Consider the following 16,987-nt stretch of genomic DNA (forward strand, 5'->3'; position numbering starts at 1 on the left):
CCGGCCCTAATGTGCCTTGACCGGGAAAACCTTGGCCGGGAATACACGGACAGCGGCAGACTTGACCACGAAATATACGACGCTCCCGGCGGTGAGATCAAGCTCCGCGGCGGCGGACAAGGTCACGTCGGCCGCGAGGCCGCCGGCCCGGATCCGGATCTGATCCCCATGTGGTTCCAGATCGCTGATGCTGACCTCAAAGGCGTTGCGCGGGCTGCCGTGGACAGGGTCGCGGAACACCGAGACGTCGGACGGGCGGAAGACGGCGACGCCAGCCTCGCCAAGGACTGCGGCACCGTCGGGCGGCCCGGTGATGCTCATCCCGGAAGCGGTGATGATCCCGTGGCCGGTGACGGTTCCGGTGACCTGATTCAGCCCGGCCAGGCCGGCGGCAAAGCGGCTCTGCGGCCGTTCCAGGACACGCCTTGTCGGCCCTTCCTCGACGATTTTGCCGCCCTCGAGCACAACGACCCGATCCGCCAGCACGAGGGCATCCACCACGTCATGGGTGACAATAATCGAGCGCCGGCCAGCGAGTACGCGTTTGAGCAACTTGCGCAGCAACGGCGCCACCGCGATGTCCAGTGCGGCCATCGGCTCGTCCAGAAGTAAGAGGTCCGGCTCCGCTGCGAGGGCGCGGGCGAGGGCGATCCGCTGCGCCTGGCCTCCGGAAAGCTCGCCCGGACGCCGGGACGCCAGCTCCAGAGCCTCCACCTCGACCAGCCAATGCCGTGCAGTCTGCCGGGCGTCGGCCCTGCCGGCCCCTGCCGACCGGGGGCCGAAGGCCACATTTTCAAGCACGCTCAGATGCGGGAAAAGCAGCGGCTCCTGCGCCAGCAGGGCGATCTTCCGGTCGTATGGCGGAACCCATTGCGCTGCCGTGCGCTGGAACGGCGCGGATGGCCCTGCTGCTCCGGCGCTCCGGCCCGCTGCGCCACCACCATGGGGCCTGCCGTCGTCGGCCACGGTTCTGCCGTAGTCGAACAGTACCCGCCCGTCCAGTTCGGCGCGTCCGGAACTGGGCCGGAGCAGGCCCGCGATGACGGCGAGCAGGGTGGATTTACCGGAACCATTGGGGCCCAGGACGGCAACTGTTTCGCCGTCGTCCACGCGCAGGGAAACCTCGAGCGCCCTTGCGGCCACACCGGCCGAGATGGTGAATGTCACGGCTTCATCATGGCCGCGGGCAGACGCGGCGCGGTGCGGCGGAAGGAGATGCCGACCACCGCGACGGCGATGAACACCAGCACCAGCGACAGGGCGACGGCCGTATCGGGATCGGTTTCGCGCTGCAGATAGATCTCCAGCGGAAGGGTGCGGGTGACGCCCTCCAGGCTTCCGGCAAAGGTCAGAGTTGCCCCGAATTCACCGAGACTGCGCGCGAACGACAGCACGGCCCCGGAGACCAGGCCCGGCAGGACCAAGGGGAGTGTGATGCGGCGCAGGACGATCCCCGGTTTGGCTCCCAGCGTCGCCGCGGCGGCTTCATACCGGTGCCCCGCCGTGCGCAGTGAGCCTTCGAGGCTCACGACCAGGAACGGCAGGGCGACAAAAGTCTGCGCCAGGACGACCGCCGTCGTCGAAAAAGCAATCTGTATTCCCAGCACGCTCAGGGACGAACCGATCAGTCCGCGCCGGCCGAACGTGTACAGCAGCGCAATTCCGCCCACCACCGGAGGGAGCACCAGCGGCAGCAGCACCAGCGAACGCAGGAGCCGCTGTCCCGGGAACCGGCTGCGGGCCAGCACCAGCGCCAACGGAACGCCCAGCAGGGCGCACAGTACTGTGCTGGCCGCGGACGTGCGCAGGCTCAGGCCGAGCGCCGCCAGCGAAGGCTCTGACGTCACCAGCGGGATGAACTGCGCCCAGTTGACCCGCGCCGTCATCGCCGCCAGCGGCAGCAGAATAAAGAGCGTGCCGACGGCGGCGACGAGCCAGACCGAGAGCGGAACCGCCGAGTATCCGCCGTCGTAGCCGGCCCGCGCGGGGGGACGACACCGTCGAGTCCTCCCCCTGTGCCCGGTCAGGGCTTTCCAAAGCCGGCGTCGGCCAGGACTTTCTGCCCCGCCGCACCGGTCACCATGTCAATAAAGGCCTTGGCCAGCTGCCAGTGTATGCTGCCGGCAACGGTGGCGATGGGATAGGTGTTGACGGCGGTGCCGGACTCCGGAAAGCCGATCGGGGTGACTTTTCCGCCGGCCCCCTTCACATCGGTGACGTAAACCAGCCCGGCATCGGCCTCCCCGGAGCTCACTTTTCCGAGTACATCCGTGACGGCGGATTCTTCGCTGACCGGCTTCAGGGTGGTGCCCGTTGCCTGTTCGATTTTCGCCGCCGCAGCGCCGCAGGGCACCTGCGGCGAGCAAATGACAACTTTGACGCCGGGGCGGGCCAGATCTGCGAAGCTGGCGATGGACGCGGGGTTCGACGGCGGGACCGCGATGGTCAGGGCATTGCTGGCAAAGTCCAATGAAGCGCCCTCCAGCAGGGAGGCATCGGACAGCCGGGCCATGTTCGTGGTGTCCGCGGAAGCAAAGACATCCGCCGGCGCGCCCTCGGTGATCTGCGTGACCAGATCGGAGGAGCCCGCGAAACTCAGCTGGATTTTGGTTCCCGGGTGGTCCTTTTCAAATGTGTTTGCCAGGTCGGTGAACGTCGCCTTCAGCGAAGCGGCGGCAAACACCGTCAGGGTGCCTGAGAGAGTTTCCGTGTCTGCGGTGCCGGCGGCGGGTGAATCCGGGCGGTTACCCGCAGCTGCGGACCCGCAGGCGGCGAGGCCCAGGCAGAGCAGAACGGTGCAGAGCAGTCCGGTCATAACCCTCGCGCAGCCCCGGAGTCGGGGCGGTTGTTTCACAGGGCGGCCTTGCGCTGCGGGGTTTCGACGATCACGTTGGTAGCCTTGACGACGGCGGTCGCCACCGATCCAGGTTCCAACCCCAGCTCCCTGACCGCTTCGCTGCTCATCAGCGAGACCATCCGGTGCGGTCCGCACTGCAGCTCAACCTGGGCCATGACGGTGTCGGTCACAACGTGTGTCACCAGCCCCACGAATCTGTTCCTCGCCGAGCTGCTCACCTGCGCCGGATCGTCGGGCAGGACCGACTGCTTCCGGGCCAGCCCGGCCAACTCCAGTCCGTCCACCACGGCCAGCCCGGAATCATCTTTGGCCCCGGAGAGCGTGCCGTTTTCAATCCACCGCCGCACGGTATCGTCACTGACGCTCAGAAACCGTGCGGCGTCGGCGATCCGTATTTGCGTCATGACTGCCACATTATTCCCTCAGAAGCGGATCTGCAACGAGGGGCCATCGCTGGCTGATCGCTGATGCCAGATCAGAGCCGCTGGCTCGGGGCTGCATGGCAGCGCCTTGACCGCGGCCTCGCTGCTTCTGACGGTCGCACCGGCTCTCCTAACGGTCAGCTCAGATTGCCGGGGTTGCGGATTGCAGGGATGGCGGATTGCCGGCAGGAGTAGAATCCAGCCAGCCATCACCTTGGACGCGCTGAAAGGAACAGCTATGACGATAGTCTCGGAGGACACCCTGATGTTGCTCGAACGTGCGGTGCTACAGACCGGCCGCATTGTCTCCGGCGTGGAACCAGGCCAGACATCGCTGCCCACGCCGTGCGGCAACTGGGACGTGGGCCGCCTGCTGCAGCACGTGGTGGGGCAGGATCTGCACAATTTCACCGTTGCGGCCCGCGGGGAAACGCCCGACTGGGCGGAACCGCCGCAGGCTCTGGGGAATGCCTGGTCGGTTGATTACCAGGAGCGCGCACAGCGGCTGCTGAGCACCTGGCGTGAGGCCGACCGGGACGTCGAGGTTGCGGGGCCGGGCGGCCGCCTAGCCCCTTTGATTGACCGCGCTGACCAGCAGATCACCGAATTGAGTGTGCACGCGTGGGATCTTGCCCGGGCTACTGGCCAGGGCAGCCATCTGGATCCGGAGGTGGCCGCGTACGCCCTGGCCTGGGGGCAGCGGATGCTGCAGCCAGCCTTTCGCGGTGCGGACAAGGCCTTCGGCCCGGAGGTTTCGGTGCCCGATGGAGCTCCCGTCCAGGACCGGCTGGCTGGATGGTTCGGACGTGATCCAGCCTGGCAGCCGCCGGACGCCCCGTAGATCAGATGCAGCCCTGAAACGGTGGCAGCCCTGACACTGCTGAAGCTGCGGATCTGATGAGGCAGCGGATCTGAGGTAGCAGCGGATCTGAGGTAGTAGTGAAACTGAGGCAGGTACGAAATGGAGCAGCAATGAAACCGGCGTCAAGACACATCTCAACCGCCATCGAACGCCCGGCCGCGGAGGTTTACGCCTACGCCTCGGACCCGATCCACCTGCCGCAGTGGGCCGCCGGGCTCACCGGAAGTCCGGTGGAACGGGTGGACGATCACTGGTTAGCGGATTCACCGATGGGGCAGGTCCGCATCAATTTCACCGGGCAAAATCCCTACGGTGTGCTCGACCACGAGGTCACCCTTCCGTCCGGGGAGACCATTTACAATCCGATGCGAGTGATCGCGGACGGGGGAACGTGTGAGGTGGTCTTCACCATCCGCCGGAGGCCGGGAATGAGCGAGGAGGACTTTGCCCGTGATGTCGAGGCCGTGGCGGCGGATCTTGCCGGGCTCAAACGGGTTGCCGAAACCGGCTATTAGCCGCAGCTAAAACGGCTGCGACTTAAACGGCTGCAACGGAACGGCTGCTTTGTCCCGTCCCCGACGGCCCGAACCATGGCAGGGGCGGACGGCAGCCCACATGGGCAAGACCGTTGCGCGCCGAACCACTATGTCTGGCATCATGCCAATGAGGAAGTCATCAGCGGAAGGAATGCCATGCGCAGAACTGTTGCCGAGCATCAGCAGGCGGTGCGTACCCTGTTGGGTGCCGCCTGGGCCGGAAAGTTCGACGACGGCGGGAGGGTGCCACTGATCGAGGCGCTGGGACGTGTGGCGGCCCAGCACGTGGATGCGGGGATCGATTTGCCGCCGTTCGCCAACTCGCAGATGGATGGGTTTGCCGTCAGTGCTGCCGATCTCGCCGCGCGGGCCCGGCTGAAGATTGCCGCGGCCATTCCCGCCGGCTCCGTTCCTGCCGCCCTGCAGCGTGGCTTTGCCGCGCCGATCATGACCGGCGCCATGCTACCCGACGGTGCCGACGCCGTCGTCCCGGTGGAACGCGCCGACCCCCCGGTTTTTCCCGCCCCGCCCGTGTCCGCCCCGCCCGTGTCCGCCCCGGCCGGCCCGCCGCCCCATCCCACCTCGTCTGGGCCGCGCCCCTATTCCACTACGACCAGCCCGCCGGCCCAGTCCATGGTCACCCTGCCGGCCACCGAAACCGGCACGTTTGTCCGTCATGCCGGCAGCGACATCCGCCGCGGCGGGCGGGTCATCACTGCAGGAACCAGGCTGACCGCCCGCCATCTCGGCGTGGCCGCGGGCTTGGGGCTGACCGAACTGGCAGTGCGGCGCAGGCCCCGCGTGCTGCTGGCGGCCACCGGCGATGAGGTGGTGCTGCCAGGCAGTGTGGGCCCCGGCGGCGGGCTGCCGGCGGGGAAGATCTTCGATGCCAATTCGATGCTGCTGCACGCCTGTCTGCTCGAAGCCGGAGCCGAAGTGGTGACCGCGGGGCTGGTCCCCGATGATCCCCAAACCCTGCTGCGGATCCTCCGCGGACATGTGGCCGGCGGACGGATCGATGCCATCGTGACCACCGGCGGCATCAGCGCCGGCGCCTACGAAGTGGTCAAGCAGGCGCTCAGCGGGGAGGATATTGATTTCCTCTCCGTCGCCATGCAGCCGGGCGGACCGCAGGCGCTGGGCACCTTTGACGGTGTCCCATTTCTGGGTTTTCCCGGGAACCCGGTCAGCGGCGTCGTGTCCTTTGAAATGTTCCTCCGGCCCGCGTTGACGGAGCTCACCGGTTCCCCGCAGCCGCGGCCCAGGGTCACCGCGGTGTTGACCGAGGCGTTGACTTCGCCCGCAGGCAAGCACCAGATCCGTCGGGCGGTCTTTGAACCCGCCGGCGCACCCGCCGGAGCCACCGTGCGGCCGGAGGGGGGACCGTCGTCGCACCTGATCGGCGCGCTCGCGGACTCCAACGCGCTGATCCAGGTCCCGGCGGACGTCACGGCACTCGCCGTGGGCGCAGAAGTGGAAGTATGGCTGTTATGAGTAATCCGCAGATTCCGTCCGTGGCCACGCAGGACGCCGTACTGACCCACCTGCGCGCGGACGGCAGCGCGCAGATGGTGGACGTCTCCGCCAAAGACGAGACCACACGGCAGGCCACCGCGCAGGCCGTGGTGACGACGACGGCGCAGGTCATGGCGCTGCTCGGTGCCGGCGATCTGCCCAAGGGCGACGCGCTGGCCGTGGCCCGCGTGGCCGGAATTATGGCAGCGAAAAAAACGCCGGAGTTGATTCCGCTCTGCCATCCGCTGCCGATCAGTAAGGTCACGGTGGACTTCGAGCTCGCCGCCACCAGCGTGACCGTGCACGCGATGGTCAAGACGCGCTCCGTGACAGGAGTGGAAATGGAGGCGCTGACCGCAGCCGGTGTTGCCGCGTTGAGTGTTTACGACATGATCAAGGCGGTGGACAAGCACGCCGTCATTACGGATATCAAGGTGCTTGCGAAAAGCGGTGGCAAGAGCGGGGACTGGACGCTGTGAACGGCGGCCCCCGGCGGACGGCCGGGATCGTCATTGCCTCCACCCGCGCGGCGTCTGGAATCTATCCGGACACCAGCGCACCGGTGATCAGCGGCTGGTTGGCGGAGCAGGGGTTTGAGGTGTTCCAGACGCACGTTGTGCCGGACGGCGAGGATGTCCATGATGCGCTGCAGAGCCTGCTTAACCGGCACCCTGCGGTCATTATCACCAGTGGCGGCACCGGACTGAGCACCGATGATCTGACCCCGGAAATGACGCATCCGCTGTTGGAACGCGAAATTCCCGGGATCATGGAGGCTATCCGTGCGGCCGGGGCGGCGAAAACGCCGACGGCGGCGCTGAGCCGGGGTTACGCTGGAGTGAGCGGGCGGACGTTTGTACTGAATCTGCCTGGCTCCGCCGGTGGCATCCGGGACGGGCTGGCGGTGCTGGCGCCGCTGCTCAGGCATATTTGCGATCAGCTGGAGGGCAGCCATGAGCATTGAGATTCTCGCCGCACAGCTCAGCGCTGAGCCCATTTTCGTTGACGTGGCCGTTGCCGCGGTGGAGGCGCCGGGCTGCGGAGCCGTGGTCAGCTTCAGCGGCGTGGTGCGCAATCACGACGGCGGCAAGGACGTACTGGAACTGGGCTACTCGGCGCATCCCAGCGCCGAACGCGTGCTTGCCGAGGTGGTGGACGACGTCCTGCGGGCGCATGGGTCCGAGCTCGACGCTGTCGGGTCCAACATCCGGATCTGGGCAGCGCACCGGATTGGGCCGTTGCGGATCGGCGATGCCGCGCTGGTCTGCGCCGTCGCCACCGCGCACCGGCAGTTGGCCTTCAGCATCTGCGCCGCACTGGTGGATCGGATTAAGGATGAGGTGCCGATCTGGAAGGAACAGTTCTTCGCGGACGGTTCGGTGGAATGGGTAGGTGCAGGATCCTCAGCCGCGCCCCGGTAAACTTGGCAGCATGAATGAACAGGCGACTGGGCGCAGAACCCACAGCGACGAGCCGGCCGCGGGAACGGTGCGGGTGGCCGTGCTGGGGGCCTGCGGCCGGATGGGCCGCGAGGCTGTCATGGCGGTGACGGACGCGCCGGACCTGGAACTGGTTGCCTCGTTGGGCCGCAATGATCCGCTCGATTCGCTGGTGTCCGCCGGGGCGCAGATCATCATCGATCTGAGCGTTCCGGACGCCACCGAGACGAACGTCAGGTTCGCCGTCGAACACGGCATGCACGCCGTCGTCGGAACCACAGGCTGGACGGATGAAAAGCTGGGCGCGCTGCGCCCGCTGCTGGCCGAACACCCGCAGATCGGAGTGCTGATCGCGCCGAACTTCGCCGTCGGTTCCGTGCTGGCGAGCAGCTTTGCGGCCAGGGCGGCCAAGTATTTTGACTCGGTGGAAATCATCGAGCTGCACCATCCACGCAAGGTCGACGCACCGTCCGGGACGGCCGTCCGCACGGCGCAGCTGATCGCCGCCGCCCGGGCCGAGGCCGGGGTGGCGCCGGCACCGGACGCGACGCAGACCCAGCTCGACGGCGCGCGCGGAGCCAGCGTGGAGGGTATCCCGGTGCACAGCGTGCGGCTGGCGGGCCTCACGGCGCACCAGGAGGTGCTCCTTGGACGCTTCGGTGAGCAGCTGACCATCAGGCACGATTCGTTCAATCAGGCCTCGTTCATGCCGGGCGTGCTGATCGGCGTCCGGACGGTGGCATCTCGTCCGGGGCTGACGGTCGGACTCGACGGCTATCTGAATCTGGAGGCCTAGACATGTCGAAAACCAAAATCTGGGTGGGCCTGATTTGCCTGCTGCTGGTCTTTTACCTGGTGGTGACGGTTCAGCGGGCCTTCCTGCTGCTGGCAGACCCGGACCTGACCTCCAAGGGCCTCGGTGCGGCGTACCTGGTGTTGCCCGTTGTGGGAGCCTGGGCCCTGATCCGTGAGCTGATGTTTGGGTCGCGGATGGAGCGGATGGCCAAAATTCTGGAGTCCGAGGGCGGACTTCCGGTGGACGAGCTGCCGCGGACCCCGGGCGGACGCATCGTCCGGGCTGCGGCCGACACTGAGTTTGAAAAGTACCGCCTCGAAGCGGAAGCGGCTCCGGGCGACTGGCGTTCCTGGTTCCGGCTGTCCTGCGCATATGATGCGTCCGGAGACAGGACACGCGCGCGGAAGACCATGCGGGACGCCATCAGCATATTCCGCAGCGCCGCGGCCTAACCCCAGTCCGCGGCCCGGCCAACAGACCTCCGGTCCGGACCCTCCCGCCACACCCCAGCCCCGTCCCTCCCGCCGCACACTCTGAGGCCGCAAGGGCTGAGGCGGGAAGGTAACGGGGAAGGGGCTGCCCTAGCGGGCCTTGGCACGGATGGTATCACGTCCGGAGCGGCTCCTGCCCGCGGCCAGCGCGTCTGCCGCGTGGGCCGTGAGTTCCAGCGGCCCGCGCCATTGCAGCAGGGCAAAGACAGTACCGGTCAGCAGCACTGCCACGGCCTGCGCGCCGAACAGCTGCTCCGTGGTCCATCCGGGCGGCCGGCCAGTGGTGGGCCACAGCTCCAGCAGCCGGCTGAGCGTCAAGACATGGGCACAATACAACGTCAAGGTCATGACCCCGGCGCCGGACAGTGGCAGCAGGATGCGCGGGTGAAGTCGCGTCAGCAGCAGGCAGAGCCCGACGACGGCGGCCGCCACGGCGCTGGTCTGGATCAGATCCAGTGTGGTGCCGGAGTGCGGGGCTGCCGTGGCCAGCCACCACCAGGAACCGCTCTGGTCCACCCAGGCAAGATCCACCTGCAACAGGCTGCGCAACGGCCCGCGCGCAGCCGCGGGGGTCTGCAGCAGGGCGTCCAGACCGCCCAGATAGTCAAGGAAAAAAGAACCAATGTTCCGGGCGGCGAAGGCGACCAGGGCGCCGGCAGCTAGGAGGGCCAGTTGGACGCCTGCGCGGTGCAGCGCCAGCCGGCCCAGGACCAGCCCCACCAGAAGATAGCTGATCCATTGAAGCACCGGGTAGTACCCGGTGACGAAAATATCGGCGAGCAGGAGCCCGGGCTGCTGCAGCGAATCCCAGCTGGCGCTGCCGCCAGCCAGCCGGCCGAGCCCGTGCGGCGCCAGATGCTCTGCCAGCAGCGGGCGCAGCAGATAACCGGCAACGGGGGAGAGGAGAATCCAGCCACCTGCCCACGCGGCCAACGCGGGCAGCCGCAGGCCCAAAAACGGCAGGATGCACAGGAACAGCGCGGCATACTGCACCAGAATGACGGCAACGTTGACGTGCACCATCCCGAGCGTCAGGCCGGCGGCGAGCAACACCAGCGCCCGGGCGCCCACGGAGCGCTGACCGGCACGAAGAGTCCTGCCCTGACGCGGTGTCTGCTTTCCGGTGGAAAGCGCCAGTCCGATCCCCGCCAGCACGGCAAAGAGCGCGGCCGCCCGCCCGGAAACGAGCAGCCCCACCGGGGTTGGCTCAGCGCCGGCACCCATCAGCGGGAGGATATGCGTGGCCACCATACCCAGCAGGGCGATTCCTCTGGCGGCGTCGATCCCGGGAAGCCGCTGGGCAAGTGCTGGCATCCTCTGATCGTCTCACCTCCGGCCGAAAAGCGGTGACTGCGGTACGTCTATTTATCTGACTAAAGCAGGTAACATTTCCGGGGGTTGGACGGGCGTTCCACCCGTCAGATCTCGGACCTCCTCAACAGTGGCGCCGGGCCAACGCAGGGAGGTCGTCGCTGCCATCGCTGAAGTGGATGGAAAACGTGCGGGCTGCATCTTTTGTGTGCGGGAAGATGCCGCAACGGCGAAACTGCGCACAGTTCGGCCGAGTTAATCCGGGCCACCGCCAGCGCCCTCCGGGCTGTCGACCCCGCGGTCAGCGCCAACGCGGTCACCGGCCACGCCCGGGCGGTCGAGAGCCTCCAGCAGGGCCGGCAGCAGCGCCTTCGCCGAGCGCCGGTAGCCCAGGTTGGAGGGATGGAAACGGTCTTCGGCAAACATCTCCTGCGGCCGGCCCAAGAACATGGGCCGGACCACTCGTCCGAGCAATATTGGACATCCGCCTGCGGCCGATTCTCCCTTGGCCTGGGCCGCCGCCAACCGGCGCGAGGCGCGTCCGCCGAAACTGCGCAGCGCTGCGGTATCGCCGGGAGCGCGCCCAAATCGGGGCAGGTTCCGACGACGACCTCCGCCCCCATCGCGCGCAGCCGGTGTGCCGTGTCCTTAAACGGGTTGCCGAGTTTTTTGCGGTAGGTCTTATCCGCCATCGGGGCGACATCGCCCAGCGGGCTTCCCATGGTGCGGCAGACGATCAGGCCCTCTACCCGGAACAGGAAGGCGACGGCAGCCACCGAAGCCGCCGCCCCCGCGGCGCCCAGCACGGTGACCGTGGCAAACCGCCGGAACTGCTCGGCCGCCCGTCCAGCGTCCCGGAGCAGGCTGTTCGTCAGGACGTTCGCTGCCTTTGCCTGCAGCGATCGATGCCGTGCAACGAGTCCCGGAGTCTGGTCCACGGTCTCAGTGTAGGCTTACAGACCGGTTTGCGCCGTCGTCGTCACAATAGCCCGCCGCGGACCCCTGTGGAGGGACCGTTGCTCCAAACCGTGCGCAAGCGGGTAACGTTTTAGCCATGGCTGAGTCTGACATGCACAAATATCCCTTCGGCACGCTGGTAACCGCGATGGTTACCCCCTTTACCGCGGACGGCGACGTGGACTTCGATCAAACCGCAAAACTGGCCAATAGGCTGGTCGACGACGGGTGTGACGGACTGGTGGTGACCGGGACAACCGGCGAGACGTCTACGTTGACGGATGAGGAAAACCTCGGCATGTTCGAGGTCGTCGTGGGCGCCGTCGGCGGCCGTGCCAAGGTGATCGCCGGGACCGGCACTAACGACACGCGCCACTCGATCAGCCTTTCCCAGCGTGCCGCCGCGTTGGGGGTGGACGGGCTGCTGCTGGTCACGCCCTATTACAACAAGCCCAGCCAGGCCGGAATTCAGGCGCATTTCGAGGCCGTGGCGGACTCGACGGACCTTCCCGTGATGCTGTACGACATTCCCGGCCGCAGCGGCGTCCCCATTGCCACGGAAACCCTGATCCGGCTGGCGGACCACCCGCGGATCCTCGCGCTCAAGGACGCCAAGGCCGATTTTTCCGCCACCACCCGGGTCCTGGCCAACACGGATCTTCACGTTTACTCGGGCGACGACGGACTGACCCTGCCGTGGATGGCCGCCGGCGCCGTCGGACTGGTCAGCGTCTCCGCACACGTTGCCACGAAAAAGTTCCGTGCCCTGGTCGACGCCGCGCTTGCCGGCGATTTCGCCACGGCCCGCGCCGTGCATTTTGAGCTGGATCCGGTGATCCGTGCCGTGATGACCCATGTCCAGGGTGCCGTCTCGACCAAGCAGATTCTTAAGTGGCAGGGTGTCCTGTCCAGTTCGGTGGTCCGACTTCCCCTGGTGGAGCCCGGCCAGGCAGAGATCGACGCCATCAAGGCCGACCTCGCGGAAGCTGGAATGGACTTCTGACATTGACTCCAACGGCATCGAGTTCTGCGGCATCGGCTCAAACAGCATTTCCTGGGCTAAGGACGCCGCCGGACCTTCCTGCCGCTACGCTGCGGATTGTGCCGCTGGGCGGGTTGGGGGAGATCGGCCGCAATATGGCCGTCTTCGAAATCGCCGGAAAACTGCTCGTCGTCGACTGCGGCGTGCTGTTCCCGGAGGAGACCCAGCCGGGCGTGGATCTGATTCTGCCGGACTTCTCCTACATCGAGAACAGGCTCGAAGACGTCGTCGCCATTGTCCTGACGCACGGGCACGAGGATCACATCGGTGCGGTCCCGTACCTGCTGCGGCTGCGCGAGGACATTCCCGTCGTTGGGTCCCAGCTCACGCTGGCGCTGATCGAGGCAAAACTGCAGGAACACCGGATCAAGCCGTACACACTGACAGTCGCCGAGGGCGGCGTTGAGCGTTTCGGTCCCTTCGAGTGTGAATTCGTTGCTGTGAACCACTCCATTCCGGATGCACTGGCCGTTTTTATCCGCACCGCGGGTGGGAATGTGCTGCATACCGGAGATTTCAAGATGGACCAACTGCCGCTGGATGGCCGAATCACCGATCTGCGCCACTTTGCCCGACTCGGCGAAGAGGGCGTCGACCTGCTGATGTCCGACTCCACCAACGCTGACGTTCCCGATTTCACAACCGGGGAGCTGGAGATCGGTCCCACCCTGGACCGGTTGTTCGGCCAGGCCCAAAAGCGCATCATCGTGGCCAGCTTCTCCTCCCATGTGCACCGCGTCCAGCAGGTCCTCGATGCTGCCGTGTTGCACGGGCGCAAGGTAGCCTTCGTAGGCCGCTCGATGGTCCGCAACATGGCGATCGCCGCGAAACTGGACTATCTCCACGTTCCCGAGAACGTCGTCGTCGATCTGAAGAACATCGGCAACCTGCCGGACAATAAGGTGGTGCTGATGTCCACCGGGTCCCAGGGTGAGCCGATGGCGGCCCTGTCCCGGATGGCCAGCGGCGACCATAAGATCGTTGTCGGGAAGGGCGACACGGTGATCCTGGCCTCCTCGCTGATCCCTGGAAACGAGAACGCCGTCTTCCGCGTGATCAACGGTCTGCTCAAGCTCGGTGCCGAGGTAATCCATAAGGGCACCGCTAAGGTCCACGTATCCGGCCACGCCGCCGCCGGCGAGCTGCTCTACTGCTACAACATCCTGCGGCCGCGGAACGTCATGCCGGTGCACGGGGAAACCCGGCATCTCATCGCCAACGGCAAGCTGGCCGAGGCAACGGGTGTCCCGGCCGGGAATATCCTGCTGGCCGACGACGGCACCGTGGTGGATCTGCGCGGCGGCGAGGCCAAGATCGTCGGGCAGGTGGAGTGCGGCTTCGTCTACGTTGACGGGTCCAGCGTCGGCGAGGTCACCGACGCCGATCTGAAGGACCGCCGGATTCTGGGCGAGGAGGGCTTCATCTCGATCGTTGTGGTGGTCAACCGCAGCACCGGCAAGATTGTCTCGGGGCCGGAGATCCATGCCCGCGGTGTAGCGGAGGACGATTCCGTCTTCGATGAGATTAAGCCGCGGATCGAGCAGGGCCTGGAAGAGGCTGTGACGGCCAGCAAGGACCACACTACCTATCAGCTCCAGCAGGTGATGCGCCGGATCGTCGGTTCCTGGGTCAACCGCCGGCTCCGCCGCAAGCCGATGATCATCCCGGTGGTTCTCGAGGCGTAGGAGCCCAAGTCCACAAATGCCAGTGATCCCCACTTATGGGGCGGGAATCTCGGCCTCGCGAGCGGGGATCGCTGGCGTTTGTGCATTCCGGCCCCTTCGCGGCATGGAAGGCACCGGTCCCGGGCCCCGCGAAATCCCCGGAATTCAGGTTTTTCACAGGTAATATGGCCGATATGGCGACACGTACTACTCCCGCCCGCCCATCCGCCAGTCGCACGGGCGGTACCGCCGGGCGATCCCCGAAGACGGCAGCACGGCCCGCTTCGTCGCGCGCCAAACAGCCGGAGCCCGAATCGATAGCACGGCCGGTCTGGCCGGTACGGATGATCGCCGCGTGCTGGCAGGGAGTGGGGCATCTGCTCGGCGGCATAATGCGGCGGATGGGGCACGACCTGAGTTCGCTCCCGGCGGAGGAACGCCGCGACGGCAGTGGACTGTTTTTCGTGCTGCTGGCGGTTTTCATCGCCACCTTTGAGTGGTGGGGACTCACCGGGGGCTTCGTGGACGGGGTGCATGGCGTTCTGGGCGGCACCTTCGGCTGGTTCGCCGTCGTCCTGCCGCCGATGCTGCTGATCTTTGCGGTCCGCGTCTTCCGTACGCCCGCCGATGTGCGCGGCAACAACCGGGTGGCCATCGGCTTCAGCCTGCTGACCCTGGCCGGCACCTCCCTGGCGCATGTGGCCGCGGGCATGCCACAGCTCAATGGTGGGTTCGAGCCGTTGCAGGAGGCCGGCGGCATGCTGGGATTTCTGGCCGGCGGTTTGATAGCGGGCCTGAACATCTGGCTGGCTGTGGCCTTCTGGTCCGTCATGGCGTTTATCAGCGTGCTGATCCTTACCGCCACGCCGTTCCGGTCCGTCCCGTCGCGGCTGCGGTCGCTGTACGAGGCCCTGATGGGACAGTACCCGGACGAGTCAGGCGAGGGCGATGGTCATGACCAGAGCTATCTCTACGAACGGGACGCCCCCGAGTCCGGCGTGAAGGCCGAGGCCCCGGCCCGTCGGAAGAAGGGCAAGGGGCTGTTCGGCCGCAAGCGGGACCATGAGCACGATGCCCTCCTGGATGGCTACGTCGGCGATGAGGCCTTCGAACGCGCACTCGTGGATGCCGATGTGGAATCCGCGGACGGTGCCGCGGCCGCTGCCCGGCCCATGCCTTCGGCACAATCCGTTCCTGCGGTGGCGCCCGGCGTCCGGCGGCCCACTCAGGCCGAAATCGCAGCCGACAAAATCAAGGCCCGGCAGGGACTTCCCACGAACACCGACACCGCCCCTGCCACGGAGGCAATTTCCGTCGTACCGGTAGCCGCGTCCGCTGTTCCGACGGTTCCGGTCCTCTCCCGTGTTCCGCAGCAGCAACCGCCGATTCCGCAGCGGACGGAACAGCTCTCGTTGGCCGGTGACGTGACCTACACGCTGCCCGCCGCTGAACTACTGGCTCCCGGCACCCCGCCGAAGGAACGCTCCGAAGCCAATGACGCCGTCGTCGCCGCTTTGACGGATACCCTGACCCAGTTCAACGTCGACGCACAGGTGACCGGGTTCTCCCGTGGACCGACCGTGACGCGCTATGAAATCGAGCTCGGCTCCGGCACCAAGGTGGAGCGGGTCACCCAGCTCTCCAAGAACATTTCCTACGCCGTTGCCAGCGCCGACGTGCGCATCCTCTCGCCCATCCCCGGGAAGTCCGCCATTGGCATCGAGATTCCCAATACGGACCGTGAGACGGTGTCGCTGGGGGACGTGCTGCGCAGCCAGAATGCGCGCCGCAACGACCACCCGATGGTGATGGGAGTGGGTAAGGATGTGGAGGGCGGATTCGTGGTGGCCAACCTGGCCAAAATGCCGCACCTGCTGGTGGCTGGGGCGACCGGAGCCGGTAAGTCCTCGTTTGTGAACTCGATGATCACGTCCATCCTGATGCGCGCCACTCCGGATGAGGTGCGGATGGTGATGGTGGACCCCAAGCGGGTGGAACTGACCGCGTACGAGGGCGTTCCGCACCTGATCACGCCGATCATCACCAACCCGAAGAAGGCGGCCGAGGCGCTGCAGTGGGTGGTCCGCGAAATGGACACCCGCTACGACGACCTCTCCAACTACGGCTTCAAGCACATCGACGACTTCAACAAGGCCGTCCGGGCCGGAAAGGTGCACCCGCCGGTCGATTCCAAGCGCGTGGTCAAGCCGTATCCATACCTGCTGGTGATTGTGGATGAGCTCGCGGATCTGATGATGGTGGCGCCGCGCGATGTTGAAGACTCGATTGTGCGCATCACCCAACTGGCCCGCGCCGCCGGCATCCACCTCGTGCTGGCCACCCAGCGCCCGTCAGTGGATGTGGTCACCGGCCTGATCAAGGCCAACGTGCCGTCCAGGATGGCGTTTGCCACGTCCTCGGTGACGGACTCCCGGGTTGTGCTCGACCAGCCGGGCGCGGAGAAGCTGATCGGCCAAGGAGACGCGCTATTCCTGCCGATGGGCGCCTCCAAGGCAATCCGCGTGCAGGGTGCCTGGGTGACCGAATCCGAGATCCACCAGGTGGTGGAGCACGTGAAGGGCCAGCTGACCGCGGTCTACCGCGAGGATGTTGCCATGGAGGCACCGAAGAAGCAGATCGATGACGACATCGGCGACGATCTTGACGTGCTGCTGCAGGCCACCGAGCTGGTGGTGACCACGCAGTTCGGCTCGACCTCGATGCTCCAGCGCAAGCTCCGCGTCGGCTTCGCCAAGGCCGGCCGGCTGATGGACCTGCTGGAATCCAGGGGAGTGGTGGGGCCGTCCGAGGGTTCCAAGGCCCGCGACGTGCTCGTGAAGCCGGATGATCTGGCGGCCACCCTCGCGGCCCTGCGCGGGGATGACGGGCCAGTGCAGGCTCCGGTCAGCGCAGGCACCGCGGCGCTGGCGGACAACGCGAATGCGAACCACGGCTACGGCGCTGACCTGGTGGCCGATGATCTGGCCGCCCGCACGCAGGCCGTGGAGTATTACGACGGTGCGGACGTTCCCGGAGAAGACGACGACGGCGGCACGGACGCCTGGTCACTGACAGGCCGCTGAGCTGGTCAGTGA

Annotated in this window: 17 protein-coding genes; 11 read left to right on the forward strand and 6 right to left on the reverse strand. The window is 66.6% G+C overall.

What is annotated here, in order from left to right:
* Positions 1-6 precede the first annotated feature (6 nt).
* Genes QMG52_RS14650 through QMG52_RS14665 form a run of 4 tightly spaced genes read right to left on the reverse strand, consistent with a single transcriptional unit; the run spans position 7 to position 3,261 of the window.
* Complete coding sequence (locus QMG52_RS14650) at positions 7-1,167, reverse strand: sulfate/molybdate ABC transporter ATP-binding protein (protein WP_283561132.1); 1,161 nt, start codon at positions 1,165-1,167, stop codon at positions 7-9.
* Complete coding sequence (locus tag QMG52_RS14655) at positions 1,164-2,027, reverse strand: ABC transporter permease (protein WP_502920539.1); 864 nt, start codon at positions 2,025-2,027, stop codon at positions 1,164-1,166. The genes QMG52_RS14650 and QMG52_RS14655 overlap by 4 nt, the downstream gene beginning before the upstream one ends.
* Positions 2,024-2,815 (reverse strand): molybdate ABC transporter substrate-binding protein, encoded by a 792-nt coding sequence (modA, locus tag QMG52_RS14660; protein WP_283561134.1) that lies wholly within the window; start codon positions 2,813-2,815, stop codon positions 2,024-2,026. Before modA ends, QMG52_RS14655 begins: the two co-directional genes overlap by 4 nt.
* A 35-nt stretch (positions 2,816-2,850) precedes the next feature.
* Positions 2,851-3,261, reverse strand: coding sequence for a TOBE domain-containing protein (locus tag QMG52_RS14665; protein WP_283561135.1), 411 nt, complete (start codon positions 3,259-3,261; stop codon positions 2,851-2,853).
* A gap of 256 nt (positions 3,262-3,517) precedes the next feature.
* Between QMG52_RS14665 and QMG52_RS14670 the strand changes: the two genes are divergently transcribed.
* The 8 genes from QMG52_RS14670 (at position 3,518) to QMG52_RS14705 (ending at position 8,879) form a co-directional block, all read left to right on the forward strand.
* Entirely contained in the window at positions 3,518-4,120 is a 603-nt protein-coding gene (locus tag QMG52_RS14670) for a TIGR03086 family metal-binding protein (protein ID WP_283561136.1), read from the forward strand.
* A 131-nt stretch (positions 4,121-4,251) separates the two neighbouring features.
* Entirely contained in the window at positions 4,252-4,656 is a 405-nt protein-coding gene (locus QMG52_RS14675) for an SRPBCC family protein (protein ID WP_283561137.1), read from the forward strand.
* Positions 4,657-4,833: 177 nt separating this feature from the next.
* Positions 4,834-6,171 (forward strand): molybdopterin molybdotransferase MoeA, encoded by a 1,338-nt coding sequence (locus tag QMG52_RS14680; RefSeq protein ID WP_283561138.1) that lies wholly within the window; start codon positions 4,834-4,836, stop codon positions 6,169-6,171.
* Positions 6,168-6,671 carry a cyclic pyranopterin monophosphate synthase MoaC gene (gene moaC / locus QMG52_RS14685; RefSeq protein WP_502920536.1) on the forward strand — a complete coding sequence of 168 codons (504 nt, stop codon included), beginning with the start codon at positions 6,168-6,170 and terminating at the stop codon, positions 6,669-6,671. The genes QMG52_RS14680 and moaC overlap by 4 nt, the downstream gene beginning before the upstream one ends.
* Positions 6,659-7,156, forward strand: a complete 498-nt coding sequence (locus QMG52_RS14690) for a MogA/MoaB family molybdenum cofactor biosynthesis protein (RefSeq protein ID WP_502920540.1) — start codon at positions 6,659-6,661, stop codon at positions 7,154-7,156. The genes moaC and QMG52_RS14690 overlap by 13 nt, the downstream gene beginning before the upstream one ends.
* Complete coding sequence (locus QMG52_RS14695; protein ID WP_283561141.1) at positions 7,146-7,613, forward strand: molybdenum cofactor biosynthesis protein MoaE; 468 nt, start codon at positions 7,146-7,148, stop codon at positions 7,611-7,613. Before QMG52_RS14690 ends, QMG52_RS14695 begins: the two co-directional genes overlap by 11 nt.
* Before the next feature lie 10 nt (positions 7,614-7,623).
* A complete protein-coding gene (gene dapB, locus QMG52_RS14700) occupies positions 7,624-8,427 on the forward strand; it encodes a 4-hydroxy-tetrahydrodipicolinate reductase (protein ID WP_283561143.1) in 804 nt (267 codons plus the stop codon).
* 2 nt (positions 8,428-8,429) lie between these two features.
* Positions 8,430-8,879, forward strand: a complete 450-nt coding sequence (locus tag QMG52_RS14705) for a hypothetical protein (RefSeq protein ID WP_283561144.1) — start codon at positions 8,430-8,432, stop codon at positions 8,877-8,879.
* Between the two features lie 129 nt (positions 8,880-9,008).
* Here the strand turns inward: QMG52_RS14705 and QMG52_RS14710 are convergent, their stop codons facing one another.
* Together QMG52_RS14710 and QMG52_RS14715 are read right to left on the reverse strand one after the other, a co-directional pair.
* Entirely contained in the window at positions 9,009-10,232 is a 1,224-nt protein-coding gene (locus tag QMG52_RS14710; protein ID WP_283561145.1) for a heparan-alpha-glucosaminide N-acetyltransferase domain-containing protein, read from the reverse strand.
* 252 nt (positions 10,233-10,484) lie between these two features.
* Complete coding sequence (locus QMG52_RS14715; protein ID WP_283561146.1) at positions 10,485-10,679, reverse strand: hypothetical protein; 195 nt, start codon at positions 10,677-10,679, stop codon at positions 10,485-10,487.
* 604 nt (positions 10,680-11,283) lie between these two features.
* Here QMG52_RS14715 and dapA point away from each other — a divergent pair.
* From dapA to QMG52_RS14730, 3 genes are all read left to right on the forward strand, one after another.
* Complete coding sequence (gene dapA / locus QMG52_RS14720; RefSeq protein WP_283561148.1) at positions 11,284-12,189, forward strand: 4-hydroxy-tetrahydrodipicolinate synthase; 906 nt, start codon at positions 11,284-11,286, stop codon at positions 12,187-12,189.
* A gap of 2 nt (positions 12,190-12,191) precedes the next feature.
* The gene (locus QMG52_RS14725; protein WP_502920537.1) at positions 12,192-13,913 is read left to right on the forward strand and encodes a ribonuclease J; all 1,722 of its coding nucleotides are present in this window, start codon (positions 12,192-12,194) and stop codon (positions 13,911-13,913) included.
* Positions 13,914-14,086: 173 nt separating this feature from the next.
* Positions 14,087-16,975 carry an FtsK/SpoIIIE family DNA translocase gene (locus tag QMG52_RS14730; RefSeq protein WP_283561149.1) on the forward strand — a complete coding sequence of 963 codons (2,889 nt, stop codon included), beginning with the start codon at positions 14,087-14,089 and terminating at the stop codon, positions 16,973-16,975.
* Positions 16,976-16,987: the final 12 nt, after the last annotated feature.

Source organism: Paenarthrobacter sp. PH39-S1 (genome assembly GCF_030063245.1).
Classification (GTDB): domain Bacteria; phylum Actinomycetota; class Actinomycetes; order Actinomycetales; family Micrococcaceae; genus Arthrobacter_M.